20 protein-coding genes and 1 tRNA gene are annotated in these 18,591 nt (G+C 74.8%); 15 read left to right on the plus strand and 6 right to left on the minus strand.

The window, feature by feature from the left end; all coding sequences use genetic code 11:
• Window positions 1–103: 103 nt before the first annotated feature.
• From BMW62_RS13590 to BMW62_RS13625, 9 genes are all read left to right on the plus strand, one after another.
• The gene (locus BMW62_RS13590) at window positions 104–2,173 is read left to right on the plus strand and encodes a prolyl oligopeptidase family serine peptidase (protein WP_091931676.1); all 2,070 of its coding nucleotides are present in this window, start codon (window positions 104–106) and stop codon (window positions 2,171–2,173) included.
• A gap of 79 nt (window positions 2,174–2,252) precedes the next feature.
• Window positions 2,253–2,402 (plus strand): hypothetical protein, encoded by a 150-nt coding sequence (locus BMW62_RS22675; RefSeq protein ID WP_170852373.1) that lies wholly within the window; start codon window positions 2,253–2,255, stop codon window positions 2,400–2,402.
• Entirely contained in the window at window positions 2,399–3,706 is a 1,308-nt protein-coding gene (locus BMW62_RS13595) for an MFS transporter (RefSeq protein ID WP_091931413.1), read from the plus strand. The genes BMW62_RS22675 and BMW62_RS13595 overlap by 4 nt, the downstream gene beginning before the upstream one ends.
• Window positions 3,703–4,101 carry a globin gene (locus BMW62_RS13600; protein ID WP_091931414.1) on the plus strand — a complete coding sequence of 133 codons (399 nt, stop codon included), beginning with the start codon at window positions 3,703–3,705 and terminating at the stop codon, window positions 4,099–4,101. Before BMW62_RS13595 ends, BMW62_RS13600 begins: the two co-directional genes overlap by 4 nt.
• A 129-nt stretch (window positions 4,102–4,230) precedes the next feature.
• The gene (locus tag BMW62_RS13605; RefSeq protein WP_244524035.1) at window positions 4,231–5,928 is read left to right on the plus strand and encodes a glycoside hydrolase family 13 protein; all 1,698 of its coding nucleotides are present in this window, start codon (window positions 4,231–4,233) and stop codon (window positions 5,926–5,928) included.
• A 102-nt stretch (window positions 5,929–6,030) separates the two neighbouring features.
• The gene (locus tag BMW62_RS13610) at window positions 6,031–6,594 is read left to right on the plus strand and encodes a biotin transporter BioY (protein WP_091931415.1); all 564 of its coding nucleotides are present in this window, start codon (window positions 6,031–6,033) and stop codon (window positions 6,592–6,594) included.
• The gene (locus BMW62_RS13615) at window positions 6,591–7,325 is read left to right on the plus strand and encodes an energy-coupling factor ABC transporter ATP-binding protein (protein WP_170852374.1); all 735 of its coding nucleotides are present in this window, start codon (window positions 6,591–6,593) and stop codon (window positions 7,323–7,325) included. Before BMW62_RS13610 ends, BMW62_RS13615 begins: the two co-directional genes overlap by 4 nt.
• Entirely contained in the window at window positions 7,322–7,975 is a 654-nt protein-coding gene (locus BMW62_RS13620) for an energy-coupling factor transporter transmembrane component T family protein (protein ID WP_091931416.1), read from the plus strand. Before BMW62_RS13615 ends, BMW62_RS13620 begins: the two co-directional genes overlap by 4 nt.
• 15 nt (window positions 7,976–7,990) lie before the next feature.
• Window positions 7,991–8,527 (plus strand): MOSC domain-containing protein, encoded by a 537-nt coding sequence (locus tag BMW62_RS13625; protein WP_091931417.1) that lies wholly within the window; start codon window positions 7,991–7,993, stop codon window positions 8,525–8,527.
• Between the two features lie 22 nt (window positions 8,528–8,549).
• On the opposite strand, the gene BMW62_RS22965 is transcribed toward BMW62_RS13625, so the two are convergent.
• Window positions 8,550–9,221 (minus strand): class I SAM-dependent methyltransferase, encoded by a 672-nt coding sequence (locus BMW62_RS22965; RefSeq protein WP_211435117.1) that lies wholly within the window; start codon window positions 9,219–9,221, stop codon window positions 8,550–8,552.
• Between the two features lie 772 nt (window positions 9,222–9,993).
• Window positions 9,994–10,407: an acyl-CoA thioesterase gene (locus tag BMW62_RS13635; RefSeq protein WP_091931418.1), complete on the minus strand. Its 414-nt coding sequence runs from the start codon at window positions 10,405–10,407 to the stop codon at window positions 9,994–9,996.
• An 81-nt stretch (window positions 10,408–10,488) separates the two neighbouring features.
• Here BMW62_RS13635 and BMW62_RS13640 point away from each other — a divergent pair, with 81 nt between their 5' ends.
• Window positions 10,489–10,935: a protein-tyrosine phosphatase family protein gene (locus BMW62_RS13640; protein WP_091931419.1), complete on the plus strand. Its 447-nt coding sequence runs from the start codon at window positions 10,489–10,491 to the stop codon at window positions 10,933–10,935.
• Window positions 10,936–11,107: 172 nt separating this feature from the next.
• Here the strand turns inward: BMW62_RS13640 and ettA are convergent, their stop codons facing one another.
• Both ettA and BMW62_RS13650 read right to left on the minus strand, forming a co-directional pair.
• Window positions 11,108–12,778: an energy-dependent translational throttle protein EttA gene (ettA, locus tag BMW62_RS13645; protein WP_091931420.1), complete on the minus strand. Its 1,671-nt coding sequence runs from the start codon at window positions 12,776–12,778 to the stop codon at window positions 11,108–11,110.
• A gap of 99 nt (window positions 12,779–12,877) precedes the next feature.
• Window positions 12,878–13,405 (minus strand): single-stranded DNA-binding protein, encoded by a 528-nt coding sequence (locus BMW62_RS13650; RefSeq protein ID WP_091931421.1) that lies wholly within the window; start codon window positions 13,403–13,405, stop codon window positions 12,878–12,880.
• 187 nt (window positions 13,406–13,592) lie between these two features.
• Here BMW62_RS13650 and BMW62_RS13655 point away from each other — a divergent pair.
• The 4 genes from BMW62_RS13655 (at window position 13,593) to BMW62_RS13670 (ending at window position 15,133) form a co-directional block, all read left to right on the plus strand.
• Window positions 13,593–13,665: transfer RNA gene (locus BMW62_RS13655), tRNA-Arg, on the plus strand.
• A gap of 138 nt (window positions 13,666–13,803) precedes the next feature.
• Complete coding sequence (locus tag BMW62_RS13660; RefSeq protein WP_139206265.1) at window positions 13,804–14,079, plus strand: hypothetical protein; 276 nt, start codon at window positions 13,804–13,806, stop codon at window positions 14,077–14,079.
• 225 nt (window positions 14,080–14,304) lie between these two features.
• Window positions 14,305–14,505, plus strand: coding sequence for a hypothetical protein (locus BMW62_RS22210; protein ID WP_139206266.1), 201 nt, complete (start codon window positions 14,305–14,307; stop codon window positions 14,503–14,505).
• A 106-nt stretch (window positions 14,506–14,611) separates the two neighbouring features.
• Window positions 14,612–15,133, plus strand: a complete 522-nt coding sequence (locus BMW62_RS13670) for a DinB family protein (protein WP_091931426.1) — start codon at window positions 14,612–14,614, stop codon at window positions 15,131–15,133.
• Window positions 15,134–15,309: 176 nt separating this feature from the next.
• Here BMW62_RS13670 and BMW62_RS23235 read toward each other — a convergent pair whose 3' ends face one another.
• Window positions 15,310–17,334, minus strand: a complete 2,025-nt coding sequence (locus tag BMW62_RS23235; RefSeq protein ID WP_091931427.1) for a hypothetical protein — start codon at window positions 17,332–17,334, stop codon at window positions 15,310–15,312.
• Between the two features lie 145 nt (window positions 17,335–17,479).
• Between BMW62_RS23235 and BMW62_RS13680 the strand changes: the two genes are divergently transcribed.
• Window positions 17,480–17,842, plus strand: a complete 363-nt coding sequence (locus BMW62_RS13680; protein ID WP_091931429.1) for a cupin domain-containing protein — start codon at window positions 17,480–17,482, stop codon at window positions 17,840–17,842.
• 33 nt (window positions 17,843–17,875) lie between these two features.
• Here BMW62_RS13680 and BMW62_RS13685 read toward each other — a convergent pair whose 3' ends face one another.
• Window positions 17,876–18,586, minus strand: coding sequence for an NUDIX hydrolase (locus BMW62_RS13685; RefSeq protein WP_091931684.1), 711 nt, complete (start codon window positions 18,584–18,586; stop codon window positions 17,876–17,878).
• Window positions 18,587–18,591 lie beyond the last annotated feature (5 nt).

The following is an 18,591-nucleotide window of genomic DNA, read 5'->3' on the forward strand; positions in this document are numbered from 1 at the left end:
ACCCGCTACGACAAGCTCGCCGTCGTCTACCGGGCCGCAGCAGTCCTGCGCGCGGTCACCCTCTGGCTCAAGCGGTTAGGAGACATGCCCTAGCGTGCCCGGCATGCGCTACCCGGACGCCCCGCGCCTGGACCTGGTCGAGGAGCTCCACGGCCACCGCGTCGCCGACCCCTACCGCTGGCTGGAGGATCCCGCCGACCCGCGCACGCAGGAGTGGTCGGCGGCCCAGGACCGCCTGGCCGCCGAGGTGCTGGACGCGCTGCCGGCCCGCGAGCGGTTCGCCGCGCGGCTCGGCGAGCTGGTGCGGGCGGGCGCCGTCGGCGTGCCCGTGTGGCGCGGCGGGCGGGCCTTCTCCACCCGCCGCGACCCGGGCCAGGAGCACGCCGTGCTGCGGGTGCGCGAGGCGGACGGGACGGTGCGCGTGCTCGTCGACCCGATGGCGCTCGATCCGGAGGGGACGACGACCCTCGACGCGTGGTCGCCCTCGTGGGAGGGCGACCGGCTGGCCTACCAGGTGAGCACCGGCGGCGACGAGGAGTCGAGGCTCTACGTCCTCGACGTCGCCACGGGCGAGCTGCTCGACGGGCCGGTCGACCGGTGCCGCTACTCCCCCGTCGGCTGGCTGCCCGGCGGCGAGGAGCTCTTCTACGTCCGCCGGCTGGCGCCCGACCAGGTGCCGGCGGGCGAGGAGCAGTTCCACCGCCGCGTGTGGCGCCACCGCGTCGGCAGCTCCCCGGACGACGACGTGCTGGTCCACGGGGAGGGGCTGGACCCCACCAACTACTACGGCGTCCGCACCAGCACCGACGGCCGGTGGCTGGTCGTCTCGGCGTCGGCCGGCACCGCCCCGCGCGACGACGTCTGGCTCGCCGACCTGTCCGGGGACGGCGGCCTGCGGGAGCTGCAGCGCGGCGTCGACGCCCAGACCGCCGCGTGGGTGGCGCGCGACGGCCGGCTGTGGCTGGTGAGCGACCGCGACGCCCCGCGCTGGCGGCTCGCGGTCGCGGACCCCGAGGACCCGGCCACCTGGGCGCCCGAGGCGTGGACCGACGTCGTCCCGGAGCAGGAAGGCGCCGTGCTCTCCGACGTGGCGCTCGTCGACGCACCGGGCGGCGCCCTGCAGGTGCTGGCGGTGCACGCCGTGGACGCCACCGACCGGCTCTCCCTCTGGGCGGGGGACGGCGGCGGCCGGATCAGCGAGGTCGCACGCCCCGGCGCCGGCAGCATCTCCGGGGTGAGCGCCCCGCCCGAGGGCGGCACCGCGGCCTGGGTCGGCTACACCGACTACGCGACGCCGCCCTCGGTGCTGCGCTGGGACGCGGCGGCGCCGGGGACCCTGGTGCCCTGGGAGTCCGCCGACGTCGCCGGCGAGGTGCCTGCGGTGACCGTCGTGGAGACCCATGCGCGGTCGGCGGACGGCACGCCCGTGCACCTGTTCGTCCTCTCCGGCTCCGGGGCGCCCGACCGGCCCCGCCCGGCGGTGCTCTACGGCTACGGCGGCTTCAACGTCTCGCTCACCCCCGCCTACACGGCGCAGGCCCTGGCGTGGGTGGAGGCCGGCGGCATCTGGGTGGTGGCCAACCTGCGCGGCGGGTCCGAGCACGGCGAGGAGTGGCACCGCGCCGGCATGCGCGAGCGCAAGCAGAACGTGTTCGACGACTTCGCCGCCGCCGGGGAGCACCTGGTGGCCCAGGGGTGGACGACGCACGGGCAGCTCGCGGTCATGGGCGGGTCGAACGGCGGCCTGCTGGTCGGCGCCACGCTGACGCAGCGCCCCGACCTCGTGGCCGCCGTCGTCTGCAGCGCACCCCTGCTGGACATGGTGCGCTACGAGCGGTTCGGCCTGGGCCGCACCTGGAACGACGAGTACGGCACCGCCGAGGACCCCCTGGAGTTGGGCTGGCTGCTGGGCTACTCGCCGTACCACGCCGTCCGCGACGGGACGGCGTACCCGGCGGTGCTGTTCACGACGTTCGAGTCCGACACCCGCGTCGACCCCCTGCACGGGCGGAAGCTGGCCGCCGCGCTGCAGCACGCGACCTCGGCCGCGGCGCCGGTCGTGCTCCGCCGGGAGACCTCGGTGGGGCACGGCGCCCGCGCGGTCAGCCGCACGGTCGGGCTCGCGGCCGACCAGCTGGCCTTCCTGGCGGCCCACACCGGCCTGACCGGGTGACCGGTGCTTCGGGTAACGGGATGGACACGCGCAGTCGGCAGTGCAGACTCCGCGGGTCGCGCCTGAAATGATTCCGGTAATGACCGGATCACCGCCCGTGCTCGCCGCCGCGGCCGAGCCGGACGCCGCCGCCCGCGCCGGCTCCCGGCTGTGCGCGCAGGCCGAGGGCATCCGCGGTCCGGTCCCGTCGCCCGGCTCTCCCACCAGCACCGGATCGGGGCCCCGGTGAGCGCCGCCGCCCCGGACGGTCCCGCCGAGGGCGCCGTCCGGCAGGCCACGTTCCGCGAGGTCTTCGCCGTCGGCGAGTTCCGGCCGCTGTTCGGCACCTACCTGCTGTCCGCGGCCGGTGACGAGCTGGCCCGGGTGGCGCTGACCGTCCTGGTCTACGACCGCACCTCCTCGCCGCTGCTCGCCGCCCTCACCTTCGCGATCAGCCACCTGCCGTGGCTGCTGGGCGGGCCGTTCCTGTCGGCCTTCGCCGACCGGCTGCCCCGCCACCGGGTGCTGATCGCCACCGACGCCGCCCGCGCCGTGCTCGTCGCCCTCATGGCGATCCCGGGCATGCCGCTGCCGGTCCTGCTCGCCCTGCTGTTCGTGGTCGGGTTGTGCGCACCCCCGTTCGAGTCGGCGCGGTCGGCGCTCATGGCCGACGTGCTCGACGGGGACCGCTACGCCGTCGCCACCTCGCTCACCGGCATCACGCTGCAACTGGCCCAGGTGGCCGGGTTCCTGGCCGGCGGTGCGCTGATCGCCGTCCTCAACCCGTCCGCCGCCCTGCTGGTCGACTCGGCCACCTTCGTCGTCTCCGCCATCTGGCTGTGGGCGCGCCTGAACCCCCGGCCGGCGCCGGTGGCCGAGGGGGGCGGCAGCCCCGGGTCGCTGTGGCGGGACACCGCCGAGGGCCTGCGTTTCATCCGGCGCAGCCCCCGCCTGCTGGCGATCGTCGGCGTCCTCTGGGTGACGACCGGGTTCGTCTACGCCTCCGAGGGGATCGCCGCGCCGCTGGTCGACTCGCTGGGGCAGGGGGCGACGGCGGTCGGCGTCCTGCTCGCGGCGAACCCGCTGGGGGTCACGATCGGCGGCCTGGTGATCGCCCGCCTCGTCCCACCGGCGCGGCGGGAGCGGCTCGTCGTCCCCCTGGTGGCGGTCTCGCTGGCGCCGGTGCTCGTCGGCGGCGTCGTCGCGGCGGTCGCCGGGCCGGGCGTGGTGCCGTTCTGGGTCCTCGTCGGGATGCTGTTCCTCTCCGGGCTCGGCGCGGCCTGGTCGATCCCGCTCAACGTCGCCTTCGTGCAGGCCGTGCCCAGCGCGTACCGCGGGCGCGCGTTCGGGGTCGCGGCCAGCGGGCTGGCCGGTGTGCAGGGCGTGGGTGCGCTCGCCGCCGGTCTGGCCGCCGAGGGTCTCCGGCCCGCCGTCGTGGTCGCCCTCTCGGGCGCCGTCGGAATGATCGCGGTCGCCCCGGCGCTGAGGGCCTATCGGCGGACGCGCAACCGGGCGGACGCCGCGATCGAGGCCGAGGAGGCACCCGGGGCATGAGCGAGTCGAGGCGGTCCCTGCCGTCGGCGCGGACCTTCTACGACGAGGTCGGCGGCGAGGAGACCTTCCGCCGGCTGGTGCAGCGCTTCTACGCCGCCGTCCGCACCGACCCCGTGCTGCAGCCGATGTACCCCCAGGACGACTGGGAGGGCGCCGAGACGCGGCTGCGCGGTTTCCTGGAGCAGTACTGGGGCGGGCCGACCACGTACTCCGAGCAGCGCGGGCACCCGCGGCTGCGCATGCGCCACGCGCCGTTCGCCATCGGCCCGGTCGAGCGCGACGCCTGGCTCACCCACATGCGCGACGCCGTCGACTCCCTCGGGCTGCCGCCGGAGCAGGACGCCACGTTGTGGGGCTACCTGGAGATGGCGGCCCAGAGCATGCAGAACCGCTGAGGACGTCGCCGTAGGCTTGACCGGCCGCTCGGAGCGACGACGCACGAGCCGGCCCCGCGCCGCGCCGGTCCCCTCGCCGGGATCCGAACGCGCACCTCACCCCCGCACGTACCCGTCCAGAGGAGCCCGGTGAGCCCCGTCGAAGGACCCCCTGCCCCCCGTGAAGGACCCCCCTGCCCCCCGCCGCTCGCAGGCTCGCGGCGGGACCCTGCAGGGGGGCCGGTCGAGGCTCGCGGTGGGCCCCTGCAGGGGGCCGACCGCACGTCGCGGCCCGGCGCCGACTGGTGGCGCGAGGCGGTCTTCTACCAGGTCTACATCCGCAGCTTCGCCGACGGGAACGGCGACGGCGTCGGGGACCTGATCGGCCTGCGGTCGCGGTTGCCCTACCTGCGCGACCTCGGCGTCGACGCCCTCTGGATCACGCCGTTCTTCCCCTCCCCGATGGCCGACCACGGCTACGACGTCGCCGACCCGCGCGACGTGGAGCCCGTCTTCGGCGACCTCGCGGAGTTCGACGCGGTGCTCGCCGACGCCCATGCGCTGGGCCTGCGGGTCACCATCGACCTGGTGCCCAACCACAGCTCGCACGAGCACGAGTGGTTCCAGGCGGCGCTGGCCGCCGGCCCGGGCTCGCCGGAGCGGGCGCGCTACCTGTTCCGCGACGGCCGCGGGCCCGATGGCAGCGAGCCGCCGAACAACTGGCCGTCGGTGTTCGGCGGCCCGGCCTGGACCCGGGTGCCCGACGGGCAGTGGTACATGCACATCTTCGCCCCCGAGCAGCCCGACCTGGACTTCGCCAACGCCGAGGTCGTCGCCGATCTCGAGGAGACGATGCGGTTCTGGCTCGACCGCGGGGTGGACGGCTTCCGCATCGACGTCGCGCACGGCATGGCCAAGCCCGAGGGGCTGCCGGACATGGTGCCGATGGACGACACGGGGCTGCTGGACGACCACGGCCCCGGTGACCACCGGTTCGACCAGGACGGCGTGCACGTGGTCCACCGCCGGATCCGGGCGGTGCTCGACCAGTACCCCGGCACGATGGCGGTCGGCGAGGTGTGGGTCTCCGACGACGACCGGCTCGCCCGGTACCTGCGCGACGACGAGCTCCAGCTCGCCTTCAACTTCAAGCTGCTCACCGCGGAGTGGACCCCCGAGGGGCTGCGCGACGCGATCACCCACTCCCTCGCCGCGGTCGACGGCACGGCTGCGCCGGCCTGCTGGGTGCTGTCCAACCACGACCGGCCGCGGCACGTGACCCGCTACGGCGACGGCGAGCTCGGCACCCGGCGCGCCCGCGCGGCCGCGCTGCTGCAGCTGGCCCTGCCCGGCGCGGCCTACCTCTACAACGGCGACGAGCTCGGCATGCCCGACGTCGACCTGCCCGACGAGGTGCTGCAGGACCCCATCTGGTTCCGCTCGGGCGGCACCGAGCGCGGGCGGGACGCCTGCCGGATCCCCGTGCCGTGGTCGGGCACCGAGCCCTCGTACGGCTTCTCGTCGGCCGCCGGCACCTGGCTGCCCATGCCCGAGGGGTGGGGTCGGCTCACGGCCGAGGCGCAGCGTGCCGACGACGACTCGATGCTGTCGCTGTACCGACGCGCGCTGGCCCTGCGGGCGTCGTCCCCGCTGGTCAGCGGGGAGGACGTCGAGTGGTTGCAGTCACCCGACCGTTGTGTCGCCTTCCGCCGTCCGGGTGGGCTCGTCTGCCTGGTCAACCTGTCGGGTGCCCCGGTACCGGTGCCCGAGGGCCGCGTGCTGCTGAGCAGCGCGCCGGTCGACGACGGGAAGCTGCCCGACGACGCGGCGGTGTGGCTGCAGGCCTGACCTCACCGGCCGGTATCCGGGCGCCCCGCGGCGCTCGGGTACCTTGCCGCAGGTGACGCCGGGCTGGCGGCGCCTGACCACCGGCGCATCGCAGGAGCTGACATGAAGACCCGGGACCTCGCCTACATCGCCCTCTTCGCGGCCGTCATCGCCGTGCTGGGGACCCTGCCGGCGGTCAACATCGGCCCCGTTCCGATCACCGCCCAGACCCTCGGCGTGATGCTGGCCGGAAGCGTCCTGGGTGCCCGGCGCGGCTTCCTGTCGGTCCTGCTGTTCCTCGTGCTGGTCGCCATCGGCCTGCCGCTGCTCTCCAGCGGCACGGGTGGTCTGGCCGTGTTCGCCGGCCCGACCGCCGGCTACCTGTTCAGCTGGCCGCTGGCCGCGTTCGTCACCGGCTGGCTGACCGAGCGGTTCTGGGCCCGCTACAACGTCGCCTGGGGCATGGTGTTCAACGTCGTCGGCGGGATGGTCGTCGTCTACCTGATCGGCGTGCCGGTGCTGGCCGCCGTCGCGAACCTGTCGCTGGGCGAGGCGATCCTCTCCGGCGCCCTGCCGTTCCTCCCCGGGGACGCCGCCAAGGCCTTCATCGCCGCGGCGATCGCCGCCCAGGTGCGTCGCAGCTACCCGGTCATCGAGCGACCGCAGCGGGCGGTCGCCACCCGGTGAGGTTCCGCCGGCCGGAGCCGCGGCCCGATGCGGTCACCGACCCCGCGCGCGGGATCGAGCTGCGCGGGGTCTCCCACCGCTACGGCGACCGCCCCGTGCTGGCCGACGTCGACCTGCACCTGACCGAGGCGCGCATCGGCGTCGTGGGGGCCAACGGCTCGGGCAAGAGCACGCTCGCCCGGCTGCTCAACGGGCTGGTCGTGCCCACGGCCGGGCAGGTGCTGGTCGACGGCCTGGACACCCGCACCTCCGTGCGCGAGGTCCGCCGCCGCGTGGGCTTCGTGTTCCAGGACCCCGACGCCCAGATCGTGCACCCCACCGTCGCCGAGGACGCGGCGTACGGGCTGGAGAACCAGGGCGTACCGGCGGCCGAGCGCGCCGAGCGGGTCGCCGAGGTGCTGGCGCGGTACGGGCTGGCCGGGCACGCCGACCACCCCGCGCACCTGCTCTCCGGCGGGCAGAAGCAGCTGCTGGCGATCGCCGGCGTGCTGGTCATGCGGCCCGCCCGCGTCGTCTTCGACGAGCCGACGACGCTGCTGGACCTGGTCAACGCGCGGCGGGTCGCGCGGGTCATCCACGAGCTCGAGCAGCAGGTCGTCGTCGTCACCCACCAGCTCGACCTGCTCGACGGCTTCGACCGCGTGCTGGTCGTCGACGGCGGCCGGATCGTCGAGGACGCCGCGCCCCGGCCGGCGGTCGCCGCCTACCGGGCGCTGATGGAGCGGCGATGACCCTCGCGCTCTACGTCCCGCGGCGCAGCCTGGTCCACCGCATCCCGGCCGGTGGCAAGCTGCTGGCGCTCGCGGCGCTGGCGGTGCTCCTCTTCGCGGTGCCCGCGCTGCCGGTGACGGGCGCCGCCCTGCTCGCGGTGCTGGCGGTGGGGCTCGGCGCCGCCCGCCTGCCCGCGGCCACGCTGGCCCGGCAGGCGCGGACGGTGCGGTGGTGGCTGGCCGGACTGTTCGTCTTCCACGCCCTGTTCAGCGACCTGCCGACGGCCGCGCTGACCGTGCTGCGGCTGCTCGCGCTCGTGCTGGCCGCCGCCGTCGTCACGGCGACGACGCGGGTGACGGAGATGGTCGCCGTGATCGAGCGGTTGTGCGCGCCGCTGCGCGTGGTGGGCGTGCGGCCGGCCCGGATCGGGCTGGTCGTCTCGATGGCGCTGCGGTTCATCCCGGTGCTGGCCGAGCGAGCCGAGCGCATCCGGGAGGCCCAGGCCGCGCGCGGCGGTTCCGCGCGCGGGCTCCGCGGCGTCCGGACGACGGTGACCCCGCTGCTGGTGCAGCTGCTGCAGATGGCGCACACGATCAGCGAGGCGCTCGACGCCCGCGGCGCCGACGACGTCCCCCCGGCCCGGGGGCGCCGCTCCCCCGCCGCCGCCTGAGCCCGGAGGCCCGCGATGGACGCTGGTTCGCTGCTGGAGATCTGGTCGACGCGCGAGGCGACGGCCCCGCTGCGCCGGCTGTCCTCGGCGCGGTTGCTGCCCGGGGTGGGGCTCGAGGGCGACCGCTACGCGCTCGGTGGCGGGACGTGGGTGCAGTACCCGGACCTGGAGAAGCAGCTGACGCTGATCGACCGGGACGACGTCGCCGCGGTGGCCGCGGAGGTGGGCGGCGAGTTCTCGACCTCGGACACCCGTCGCAACCTGGTGACCACCGGTGTGGACCTGCCCTCGCTGGTGGGCCGCTGGTTCGCGGTGGGCGACGCGCTGCTGTTCGGGATGAAGCGGTGCCCGCCGTGCACGCACCTGGAGCGGCTGACCGGGCTGACGCTGGTCAAGGCGATGGTGCACCGCGGCGGCATCAACGCGGCGGTGTTCGGCGGCGCGGGGATCGCCGAGGGTGCGCTCGTGCGCCCGGTGACCGAGGAGGAGGCCGCCCGGCGTGGCGCGCCGACCGGAGCCGACCGGCCGGTGCCGCGCCACGTCGCCGGCTGAGCCGCCGGGCGCCTGGCCGCGCTCAGCCGATGAGGCGGTAGAAGCGGAAGAAGTCGTCGTCGACGGGGAGCACCTCCAGGTCCGAGAACCCTGCCTCGCGGGCGTACCGGCGCAGGGTGTCCGGTCGCATCACCGTGCCGGTGCCGGCGGAGGGCAGCGAGGACAGGCCGTCGGCCAGGCAGCACATCACGCTGTAGCCGTACATGAGCCGCTCGACGTCGTCCCCGGGAGCGCTGAACGTCTCGGCGACCCGTTCGTCCATGACCAGCACGTAGCCGTCCTCACCGGCCAGCCGGCGCATCGCCGAGAGGACGGCTACCGGCCGCGGCAGGTCGTGGATGCACTCGAACGCGGTGACGACGTCGTAATCCCCGTCCCGGCCGACCGAGGCGGCGTCGGCGAGCTCGAAGCGGACCCGGTCCCCGACGCCGGCCTCGGCGGCATGCCGGCGGGCGGCCTCGACGGAGGGGACGTCGACGTCGAACCCGTCCACGGTCGCCGCCGGGTACGCCAGGGCGATGCCGATAGCAGACCAGCCCTCGCCGCACCCGATGTCGGCGACGCGCCCCCCGGCGCGGAGGGCTTCGTCCACCTCGGGCAGCGAGGGCAGGTGCTCCCGTCCGAGAGCCCCCAGGAACAGCGGCCGGTTCGCCGCCGCCTGGGCCTCGCGGACGTCGTCGCCAGGTCCGCCCACGCCACCCCTCCACCGGTGCGGTGCGCCTCGACCAGCGCGGCCACGTGCGTGCCGACGCCCACCACCAAGCGGGCCAGGGGCAGCAGGTGGTCGGGGCTGAGCTGATCGGTGAACGGCGCGACGGCACCGGGGGGCAGGGTGAAGCGGCGCAGCAGCGGGTTCCCGGGCTCCGACGGCGAGTCCGCCGCGGTGAGGAACCCGGTCACCGCCTGCTGCTCGAGCCACTCGCGGGTGTACCGCTCGGCGGTCCCGCAGCGCGCCGCCAGCTCGGCCGACGTCTGCGGTCCGCCGTCGGCCAGCGCCCGGTAGTAGCCGAGCCGGTCACCGAGGTACGCCGTCTGGACGTCCAGGGTGGCCAGGACCGCCGTGAACAGCCGGTCGACGACGGCGTCGGTGCCCGGGGTCGGTTCCTGCGAGCTCCTGGGGGCAGGAGCGGCCGGCTGGGTGGTGGGCTCGGTGGAGGTCATGGCGGAGGTCCTTCCGATGGGTGTCGGCGCCCGCCTCACCCCGACCGGCGATGACGGACGCCTGCCGGTCGGGCCCGCGCTCCGGGCCGACCGCCCCCCGCGCGGACCACCTTGCTCCGCCCGTCCCGATCGCGGAACCGCTTTTCCCCCGGGCCCGCACGTCCAGCCGACTCGTCGGGCCAGCGGGCGGGCACGCGGACGGCTCGTGGCCGCCCCAGCCGCCCCCACCACCAGGTCCCGCGACGCTCGCGCTCTGCCCCGCCCCGGTGGGCAGAGCGCTACTGCCCGCCGGGACCCTCGGCGGCTCAGCCGGCCGGCTCGTCGGCCCAGCGGGCCAGGAACTCCTTCTCCTCCGCGGTGAGCCGGCGCGGCCGGTTCAGGGCGAAGTCGAACGGCACGAGCAGCGTGCTGCCGGTGACGGCGAGCCGCCCGTGGTCGAACAGCTCGTAGTGGCAGGTGAACGCGGCAGCCCGGACGCCGGACACCCACACCTGCACCTCCAGCGGCTCCCGGTCGTAGACGACCGACCGCTTGTAGGCGATCTCGTGCGAGGCGACGACGAGCCCGCGCCGGAGACCGGTCCGCTCGTCGTGCGTGGGCTGCTCGAAGAACAGGTTGACGCGCGCCATCTCGAAGTAGCCGAGGAAGGCGACGTTGTTGATGTGCTGGTAGGCGTCCATGTCCGACCAGCGCATGGCGACGTGCACGGTGTGCCTCACGGGCACCACCCTGCCGCATCGCGGAAGCGCGCCGGCGCGGTACCCGTTCCCGACGGCGGACGGGCGGCCTACGGTGCCGGTGTGGAGCCCTGGGCCGATACCGAACCGGGTGTGCTGGTGCTGCCGTCGGGCCGCCGGTTGCGCGGGCGCGGGCTGCGCGGGCGCGGGCTGCGCCGTCCCCTGGCCGAGGGCCCGGACCCCGAGTTCGGCGTCTACCTGCTCGGCCGGGCACCGTGCCCGGTGTCCTGGGAGACCCGGTGGGTGCGTTGGCCGGACTTCCGCCTGCCCACCTCCCCGGCCGACCTCGGCGACGCCCTGCGCGAGGTGCTGGAGCGGGCGGGGTCCGAACGGGTCGAGGTGGCGTGCGCCGGCGGCACGGGCCGTACCGGGACGGCACTGGCCTGCCTCGCGGTGCTCGACGGCCTGCCGGCCGCCCGCGCGGTCGCCTACGTGCGCAGCCACTACCGGCCGCACGCGATCGAGACCCGCGGCCAGGCCCGGTTCGTCGCCCGCTTCGCGGGGAGCTGACCGCCCGGGACGCCGACGCCCGGCGTCGTCCGGAAGGCTCCGGGCCGGTCCGCAGACGCCGACGGCCGGCCCGGAGCGAGCGCTTCGGACCGGCCGTCAGCAAGACGCTGGAACGGCCCCCTCGCAGGGCCCCGGCACGAGCTCGCGAGTGCCGGGGGGCGAGGGGGTCCTTTCAGTCGCGGGTGAGCTTGCGGTAGGTGGCGCGGTGCGGCCGGGCCGCGTCCGGGCCGAGCCGCTCCACCTTGTTCTTCTCGTAGTCGGCGAAGTTGCCCTCGAACCAGAACCACTTGGAGTCGCCCTCGTAGGCGAGGATGTGCGTCGCCACCCGGTCGAGGAACCACCGGTCGTGGCTCACGACCACGGCGCAGCCGGGGAACTCCAGCAGCGCGCCCTCGAGGCTGGTGAGCGTCTCGGTGTCGAGGTCGTTGGTGGGCTCGTCGAGCAGCAGCAGGTTGCCGCCCTGCTTGAGGGTCAGCGCCAGGTTCAGCCGGTTGCGCTCACCACCGGAGAGCACACCGGCCGGCTTCTGCTGGTCCGGGCCCTTGAAGCCGAACGCGGCGACGTAGGCGCGCGAGGGCATCTCGACGTTGCCGACCTTGATGTGGTCCAGGCCGTCGGAGACGACCTCCCACAGCGTCTTCTTCGGGTCGATGCCGCCGCGGCTCTGCTCGACGTAGGAGAGCTGCACGGTCTCGCCCACCTTGATCTCGCCGTCGTCCGGCTTCTCCTCGCCGACCAGCATCTTGAACAGCGTGGTCTTCCCGACGCCGTTGGGGCCGACCACGCCGACGATGCCGTTGCGCGGCAGCGTGAAGGACAGGTCGTCGATGAGCACGCGGTCGCCGAAGCCCTTGGTCAGGTTCCGCGTCTCGACGACGACGCTGCCCAGGCGCGGGCCCGGCGGGATCTGGATCTCCTCGAAGTCCAGCTTGCGGAACTTCTCGGCCTCCGCGGCCATCTCCTCGTAGCGGGCCAGCCGCGCCTTGCTCTTGGCCTGGCGGGCCTTGGCGCCGGAGCGGACCCACTCCAGCTCCTCCTTGAGGCGCTTCTGGCGCTTGGCGTCCTTGGCGCCCTCGACCTGGAGACGCGCGGCCTTGGTCTCGAGGTAGGTGGAGTAGTTGCCCTCGTAGGGGTAGGCCCGGCCCCGGTCGAGCTCGAGGATCCACTGGGCCACGTTGTCGAGGAAGTACCGGTCGTGGGTGACGGCGACGACGGTGCCGGCGTACTTCTCCAGGTGCTGCTCCAGCCACGCCACGCTCTCGGCGTCCAGGTGGTTGGTGGGCTCGTCGAGCAGCAGCAGGTCCGGCGCCTCCAGCAGCAGCCGGCACAGCGCGACGCGGCGGCGCTCGCCACCGGAGAGGACGGTGACGTCGGCGTCGCCCGGCGGGCAGCGCAGCGCGTCCATGGCCTGCTCGATGCGGGCGTCGAGCTCCCAGCCGTCGTGGTTCTCGATGACCTCCATGAGCTCGCCCTGCTCGGCGAGGAGGGAGTCGAAGTCGGCGTCGGGCTCGCCCATCGCCGCGCTGACCTCCTCGAAGCGGCGCAGCGCGTCGCGGAGCGGCTTCACCGCCTCCTCCACGTTGCCGCGGACGTCGAGCTCCTCGTTGAGGGGCGGCTCCTGCAGCAGGATGCCGACCGTCGCGTCGGGCGCGAGCGTCGCGTCGCCGTTGGAGGGCTGCTGCAGACCGGCCATGATCTGCAGCACGGTCGACTTGCCGGCGCCGTTGGGGCCGACGACGCCGATCTTGGCGCCGGGCAGGAACGACAGGGTGACGTCGTCGAGGATCACCTTGTCGCCGTGCGCCTTGCGCGCGCGGACCATCGTGTAGATGTACTGAGCCACTGGCTTCGGAGCCTTCCGTCGTCTCGCGAGCGGGGGCGGGGCCGCAGGTCGCGGCCCCACCCCGTACGTTCTCGCCTCCGATCCTCCCAGCCCGGGCAACTAGGCGTGCGCGGACTCCTGCGGCAGATCGGGGCCGTCCACGGAGGACAACGTCGCGTCGTCCCCCTCGTAGTCCCACCCGGGCGTGGGAGCGTCGGGCTCGGCCCCGTGGCCGGGCTCGACGGCGGCGGAACCCGGGGCGTTCCCCGCGACCGCGTCGGGCGCGCGACCGGACCGGTCGCGCTTGAAGACCGCCATGCCCTTGGCGAGGTTCGGGCCGACGGCGTACGCCCTGATCTGCGGCTTGCTGCGCGGCCCGTTGTCCGACTCCCAGCTGTGCGTGGTCAGGGTGCCCTGGACGATCACCGGGTCGCCCTTGCTGATCGATCCGGCGACGTTGCCGCTCAGGCCGTTCCAGCACTCGACGTCGATCCAGAAGGTGCCGGAGTCGACGAACTGCCCGAGGCCGGCGTCGAAGCGGCGGGCGGTGGAGGCGAGGCGGAAGTTGGTCACCGCGCCGTTCTGCGTGGTCTTGCGACGCGGGTCGTCGGCGACGTTGCCGACGACGGTGACGAAGGTGTCGTTCACGGTGCTCCTCAGGGTGCTGCGCCGGACGGCGCGACCGGCGCGGTGCCGGTGTGCCGTCGACCCTCACCGCCGCGCCCACTCACCGGGAGGCCGTCCCGGGAACTGTGGATGCGCCTCCCTCCTGTGGACGACGCGGTGACCAACCGCTGCCGCGACCTCGCGGGGCGGTGCGATGATCGGCGTCCGAGCGCCCGTAGCTCAGCGGATAGAGCAGGTGCCTTCTAAGCACTTGGTCGCAGGTTCGAGTCCTGCCGGGCGCGCTCCCGAGGATCCGACCGCGGGTGGCGCCGTTGCTCTGGTCCTACTCGTGGTCCGGATCGGTGGCTCCGGGTGCTGGAGTCCCCAGGCAGAGCGATGCCCAGTCGTCACGCCGACGTGCTGGGGGAATGATCGTTTGCATGTGGAGACTGATCGCGGTGCTGGTCGTCGTCGCCGTCGTCATCGAGATCGTCAAGACGCTGATCATCGCCGTCGCCGTCCTGGGAGCCCTGGCTATCGTCGGCTACACGCTGGTCCGCCTGGTCGACCGCGAGCCGATCGGCGGAGCTACGGCGGCTGAGCTGGTGCCGTGCTGCGACTACCGCGACCACGAAGGCGAGGCTGCCGTCTGCGGTTGCACCGGCCACCCCCGTAGCCACGTCCACCCGTTCGGCATGGGGGTGCTGCCCGCGTGACGCCGTGACCCACAACGGTCCCGCTCACCTGCCGGGCGCGTCGACCCGCCGCTGCGGGCAGGGCCGCCGCCCGCCGGACACCGAGATCGCGGCGAGCGTCGATGCGCCGTGGCGCGGGGTGCCCGGTGGACCGTCCGGGACGAGCGCTCCCCGCTCGGCACCGGTCTTCTCGACCGGCCGTTCCCGGCCCTTGCCCTTCCCCGTTTCGTGACCTACGAACAGCTCGTGGACAGGCCCGTCAGACGCCCGAGCCCGACGTTGTACTTCGTCCTCGGGACGATGTGGACGGTGCTCGCCGTCGGCGGGTGGGGCTCCTCCGGCGGCATGGTCGCGACGGTCGTCTTCACCCTCCTGGCCGTCGCGAACCTGGGCGTGGGCGCCTTCCTTCTCCGGAAGCAGCGGCGGACCGCGCAAGCCGAACGGTGACGGTCCTGCCGCGGCGCGACGGCCCACCCCCGGATGTCGGACCCGTACCGCAGGATGCCCGCCGACGGCGCCCACCGCGCGCCCCCGACCCGGAGGTGAGGTCCCGATGACCCCAGCCGACCACCGCACCGAGCCCCCGCTGACCGGGGCCGAGGCGACGCTGCTGACCGGCTTCCTGGAGTACCACCGGCAGACGCTGGAGTGGAAGTGCGCGGAGCTGACGCCCAGGCAGCTGGCCACGCGGGCCGTCCCGACCTCCGAGCTCACGCTGCTGGGCATGGTGCGCCACCTCGCGGCCGTGGAGACCGGCTGGCTCGTCGGCTTCGGCGGCCTCCCCCACGACCTGTGGCCCGACGTCGTCCGCGAGCGGGACGAGCAGTGGCGCGTCGACCCGGCCACCGTCACCGCGGACGACGTGGCCCGGGCGTGGGCGACCTGGCGTGCGGCGGCCGATGCGGTGGGCGAGGTCGCCCACCGGCTGCCGCTCGACACCGAGGACCGGCCGTGGGGCCGCGACGACACCTTCTCGCTGCGCTGGATCCTGCTCCACCTGGTCGAGGAGTACGCCCGGCACAACGGCCACGCCGACCTGCTCCGGGAGGCGCTGGACGGGGCCACCGGCGAGTGACCCGGCCGCCGATCGCCCGACCAGGCCCGTTCCAGGGGTCCGCGACCGGTCCCCGGGTCACCGAGGGAGACCTGAGGACCAGGAACGGGTGGGTCACCTGAAGGAGATGACGCTGCGCTGGACCATCGTGGGCGACCGGATGCGGCGGGTCCGCTCCTCGGTCGACCACCCGGCCGTCAGACCTCCCAGGAGGTCGGCACCCGCGGGTCGGGGACGTAGCGGCAGTAGGTCCCGGTGCGGACCGTCCGCACCAGGTGGTCGGCCATCGCCGGATGGTGCTCGGCGATCCGGGAGACGGCGTAGCGCAGGGACCGGCTGACGCTGGCACGGGCCCGCTCGGACGCGGATCCCGCGACGCGGACCCGCCCGCCGAGGCCGAACGCGCCGGCCAGTTCCCGGATCAGGTAGTCGCGATCGGCCTGCGCCAAGGCGAGCCGCGTGTCGTCGCCGAGCGCCTCGGCCTGTGCCATGTCGTCGTCGATCTCGGCCAACCGGCGCCGGTAGGCCGCCCGCGCCTGACCGTCGATGACCGGGCCCAGGTCTCCGCCCGGCCGGGCCTTCTCCCCGGTCTCGCCGCCGACCAGGTCCAGGACGTGGAACTCGCGGTCGGGCTCGGCCAGGAGGCGGGCCAGGTAGCGCATCCCCTTGAGATCCCGCACGACGACGGTGCGGCCGGCGAAGGCCACCGTCCGGACGTCCCCGTCGCGACGGAACGCGCACTCCGAGGCGGTGGGCGGCGAGGTCCCAGGGGTGGGGTGCCCGCCCGCCAACGCAGCTCCGATGCGGGCGGCCGTCGCGCGTGCGGCGCGTTCCCGCAGCTCGGCGTGCACTCCCCGCCCCAGCGACCGCTCGGCGTCGGCCAGGACGAGCTGTGCGACGGCGGCCTCGTACGGGGCCCCGACGTCGCTCCAGCCGGTCACCGCCGCCTCGCACTCGCCGACGGCCGCCTCGGCGTCCCCCTCGGCGAGCAGCAGCCGGCCGCGCGCGAGGGCGGCCGCGGCGGACAGCGCCCGGCTGCGGTAGGTCTGCGCGATCCCTGACAGCTGACCGGTCGCCGTCCGCGCCGTCCCGACATCCCCTGCGGCGGCGCAGATCTCGACCTGGGCCACGAGCAGGGGCGCCCGTCGGAGCGCACCGAGCGGCGGCCACTCCTTGGACGGCACCGTGCACGGGTGCTCGAGCGCGTCGGCGATCATCGCGGCGGCCGCCCCGACCTGGCCCTGCGCCAGCCGCAGCAGCGCCAGCCACGGCTGGGGCTCCCAGCCGTGCCCGAGCGCCTCGAGGAGGGCTGCTTCCGCACCGACCAGGTCGCCGGTCCGCAACCGGATCGCCCCGAGCTCGGTGAGCGGCCAGCCGAACTCCCGCCGCATCCACGGGCGCAGCTCGCGGCAGGCCTCGAGCGCTTCCTCCGTGGCCGCCGAGCACGCGCCGCGCAGCCGCAGGATCTCGGCCCGGTGCACCCGGCAGCGGCCGATGAAGCCGCCGTAGGCGTGGCCCACCCGCCAGCGCTCCATGGCCTCGGTCCACTGCTCGGCCCGGTCGTACTGCGCCAGCCCCTGCATGGCGCAGATCAGCTCGCAGTAGACCATCCCGGCGCCGAGGGCATCGAGCTCACCGGACACCACGCTCACGGCCACCTCGTCGAGCAGCGACAGCCCCGGCTCGACCGCCCCGGTCAGGATCATCAGCCGGGCGGTCGCCACCCGGCCGAGAGCAGCTGCCAGCGGGACGTCGTGACGTCCCCCCAGGTCGATGGCCTGCTCGGCCCAGCGGGCGGAGGCCTCCGCGTCCCCGCACATGAACCGCTCGTAGGTGTGCGTCATCGCGAGCAGGGCGTGCGTCGGCGACTCCGGCCGGTCGCCCAGCAGCCGCTCCGCCCGGGCGAGCCAGCCGCGCACCGGCGCCATCAGCCCGGTCTCCATCATCAGGAACATGGCGACCGTCGTCGCCGCCTCCGCCGCGGCGACGTCGTCGCCGAGCGAGTGGCACGCCGCGCTCTGCTGTTCCCACGCGGTGATCGCGGCCTCGAACTGACCGGCTCCGTAGGCGCTGCGCCCCAGCAGGTCCAGCTCCGCCGGCGTCAGCGGCCGCTGCTCCTCCACCTCGCGCAGCAGGGCGACCGCCGCCCGGAAGTCCCCCCGGTCCAGCGCCGCGCCCGCGCGGCCGTCCGCCGGGGCCTGACCGAGCCCACTCGCCGTCATCGCGCCTCCCCCACCGGACCACCCGAGCGTAGGGGCGGACGGAGCCGGTCGACGGACCGTCGACCTCCCCGGGGGAACAACGTTTGTCCCGCCTCTCCTACGACCGGTCGATCGGCCGGTCGTAGGACGACGAGAGGACGGGACCATGAACGGCGCACTCGACGAACTCCCCATCGAGATCCGGCAGGGCGGCATCGTCACCCGGTACGCGGAGTGGGGGGACCTGGCCGTGCGGTTCGCGCGCGTGCCTGCCGGGACCGACATGAGCCCGGTGCTCGAGGGCCTGCCCGGCGACCGGTGCCCGAGCCCGCACTGGGGTCTGGTCCTGGAGGGTGCCGTGCGGCTCACCGGCGCGGACGGCGGGGAGGAGCTCACGCCGGCCGGGCACGCCTACTACTGGCCGGCCGGGCACACCGCTCGCATGGACGAGGACACGGCGTTCCTGGAGATCGGACCGGTGGCCGCGATGCGGCAGTTCAGCGAGCACGCGAAGGCCAAGTTCGCCTGACCCGCTGCGCACGACCCGGGGGCGTCGGCCGGTTCAGCGCCTCCGGGTCGACGGCGGCTTGAGGACGGCGAACGGGTCGGTCACCTCGAGGTTCGTCGTCTCGAAGCGGTAGAGCGCCGCGGGCCGCCCGCCGGCGCGGCCGGACGCCGCCACCTCCCCCGTCGGCTCCAGCACGCCGCGGCGCAGCAGCACCCGCTGCAGGTTGGTCGCGGTGACCTCGTAGCCGAGCGCGGCGACGTACACCTCGCGCAGTTCGGCGATGGAGAACGTCGGCGGGGCCAGCGCGAAGGCGACGTTGGTGTAGGAGAGCTTCGCCCGCAGCCGCTCCAGCCCCGATCCGACGATCGAGCCGTGGTCGAACGCCGTCTCCGGCAGCGCGTCGACCGGGTGCCAGGCGGTGTCCTCGGGCAGCGCCGGGTCGAGGTCGCCGGGGATGAGCCCCAGGTAGGCGGTGGCCACGGTGCGGCTGCGCGGATCGCGGTGCGGGTCGCTGCGGGTCTCCAGCTGCTCCAGGTGCGCGAGCTGCGCGACCTCCACCTTGGCGGCGAGCTGCCGCCCCACCGAGGCGCCGAGGGTCTCGTCGGGGCGCAGCGGCCCGCCCGGGAGCGCCCAGGCGCCGGCGAAGGGCTCCTTGGCGCGCCGCCAGAGCATCACGTGCAGGCGCGCACCGCGGACCTGCAGCACCACGGCCAGGGCCTGGTGCGGGAAGGCCGGTCGCTCGGGCGAGGACCACACGGACGTCACGGATT

It is taken from the genome of Blastococcus sp. DSM 46786, assembly GCF_900109665.1.
Taxonomy (GTDB): Bacteria; Actinomycetota; Actinomycetes; order Mycobacteriales; family Geodermatophilaceae; genus Blastococcus; species Blastococcus carthaginiensis.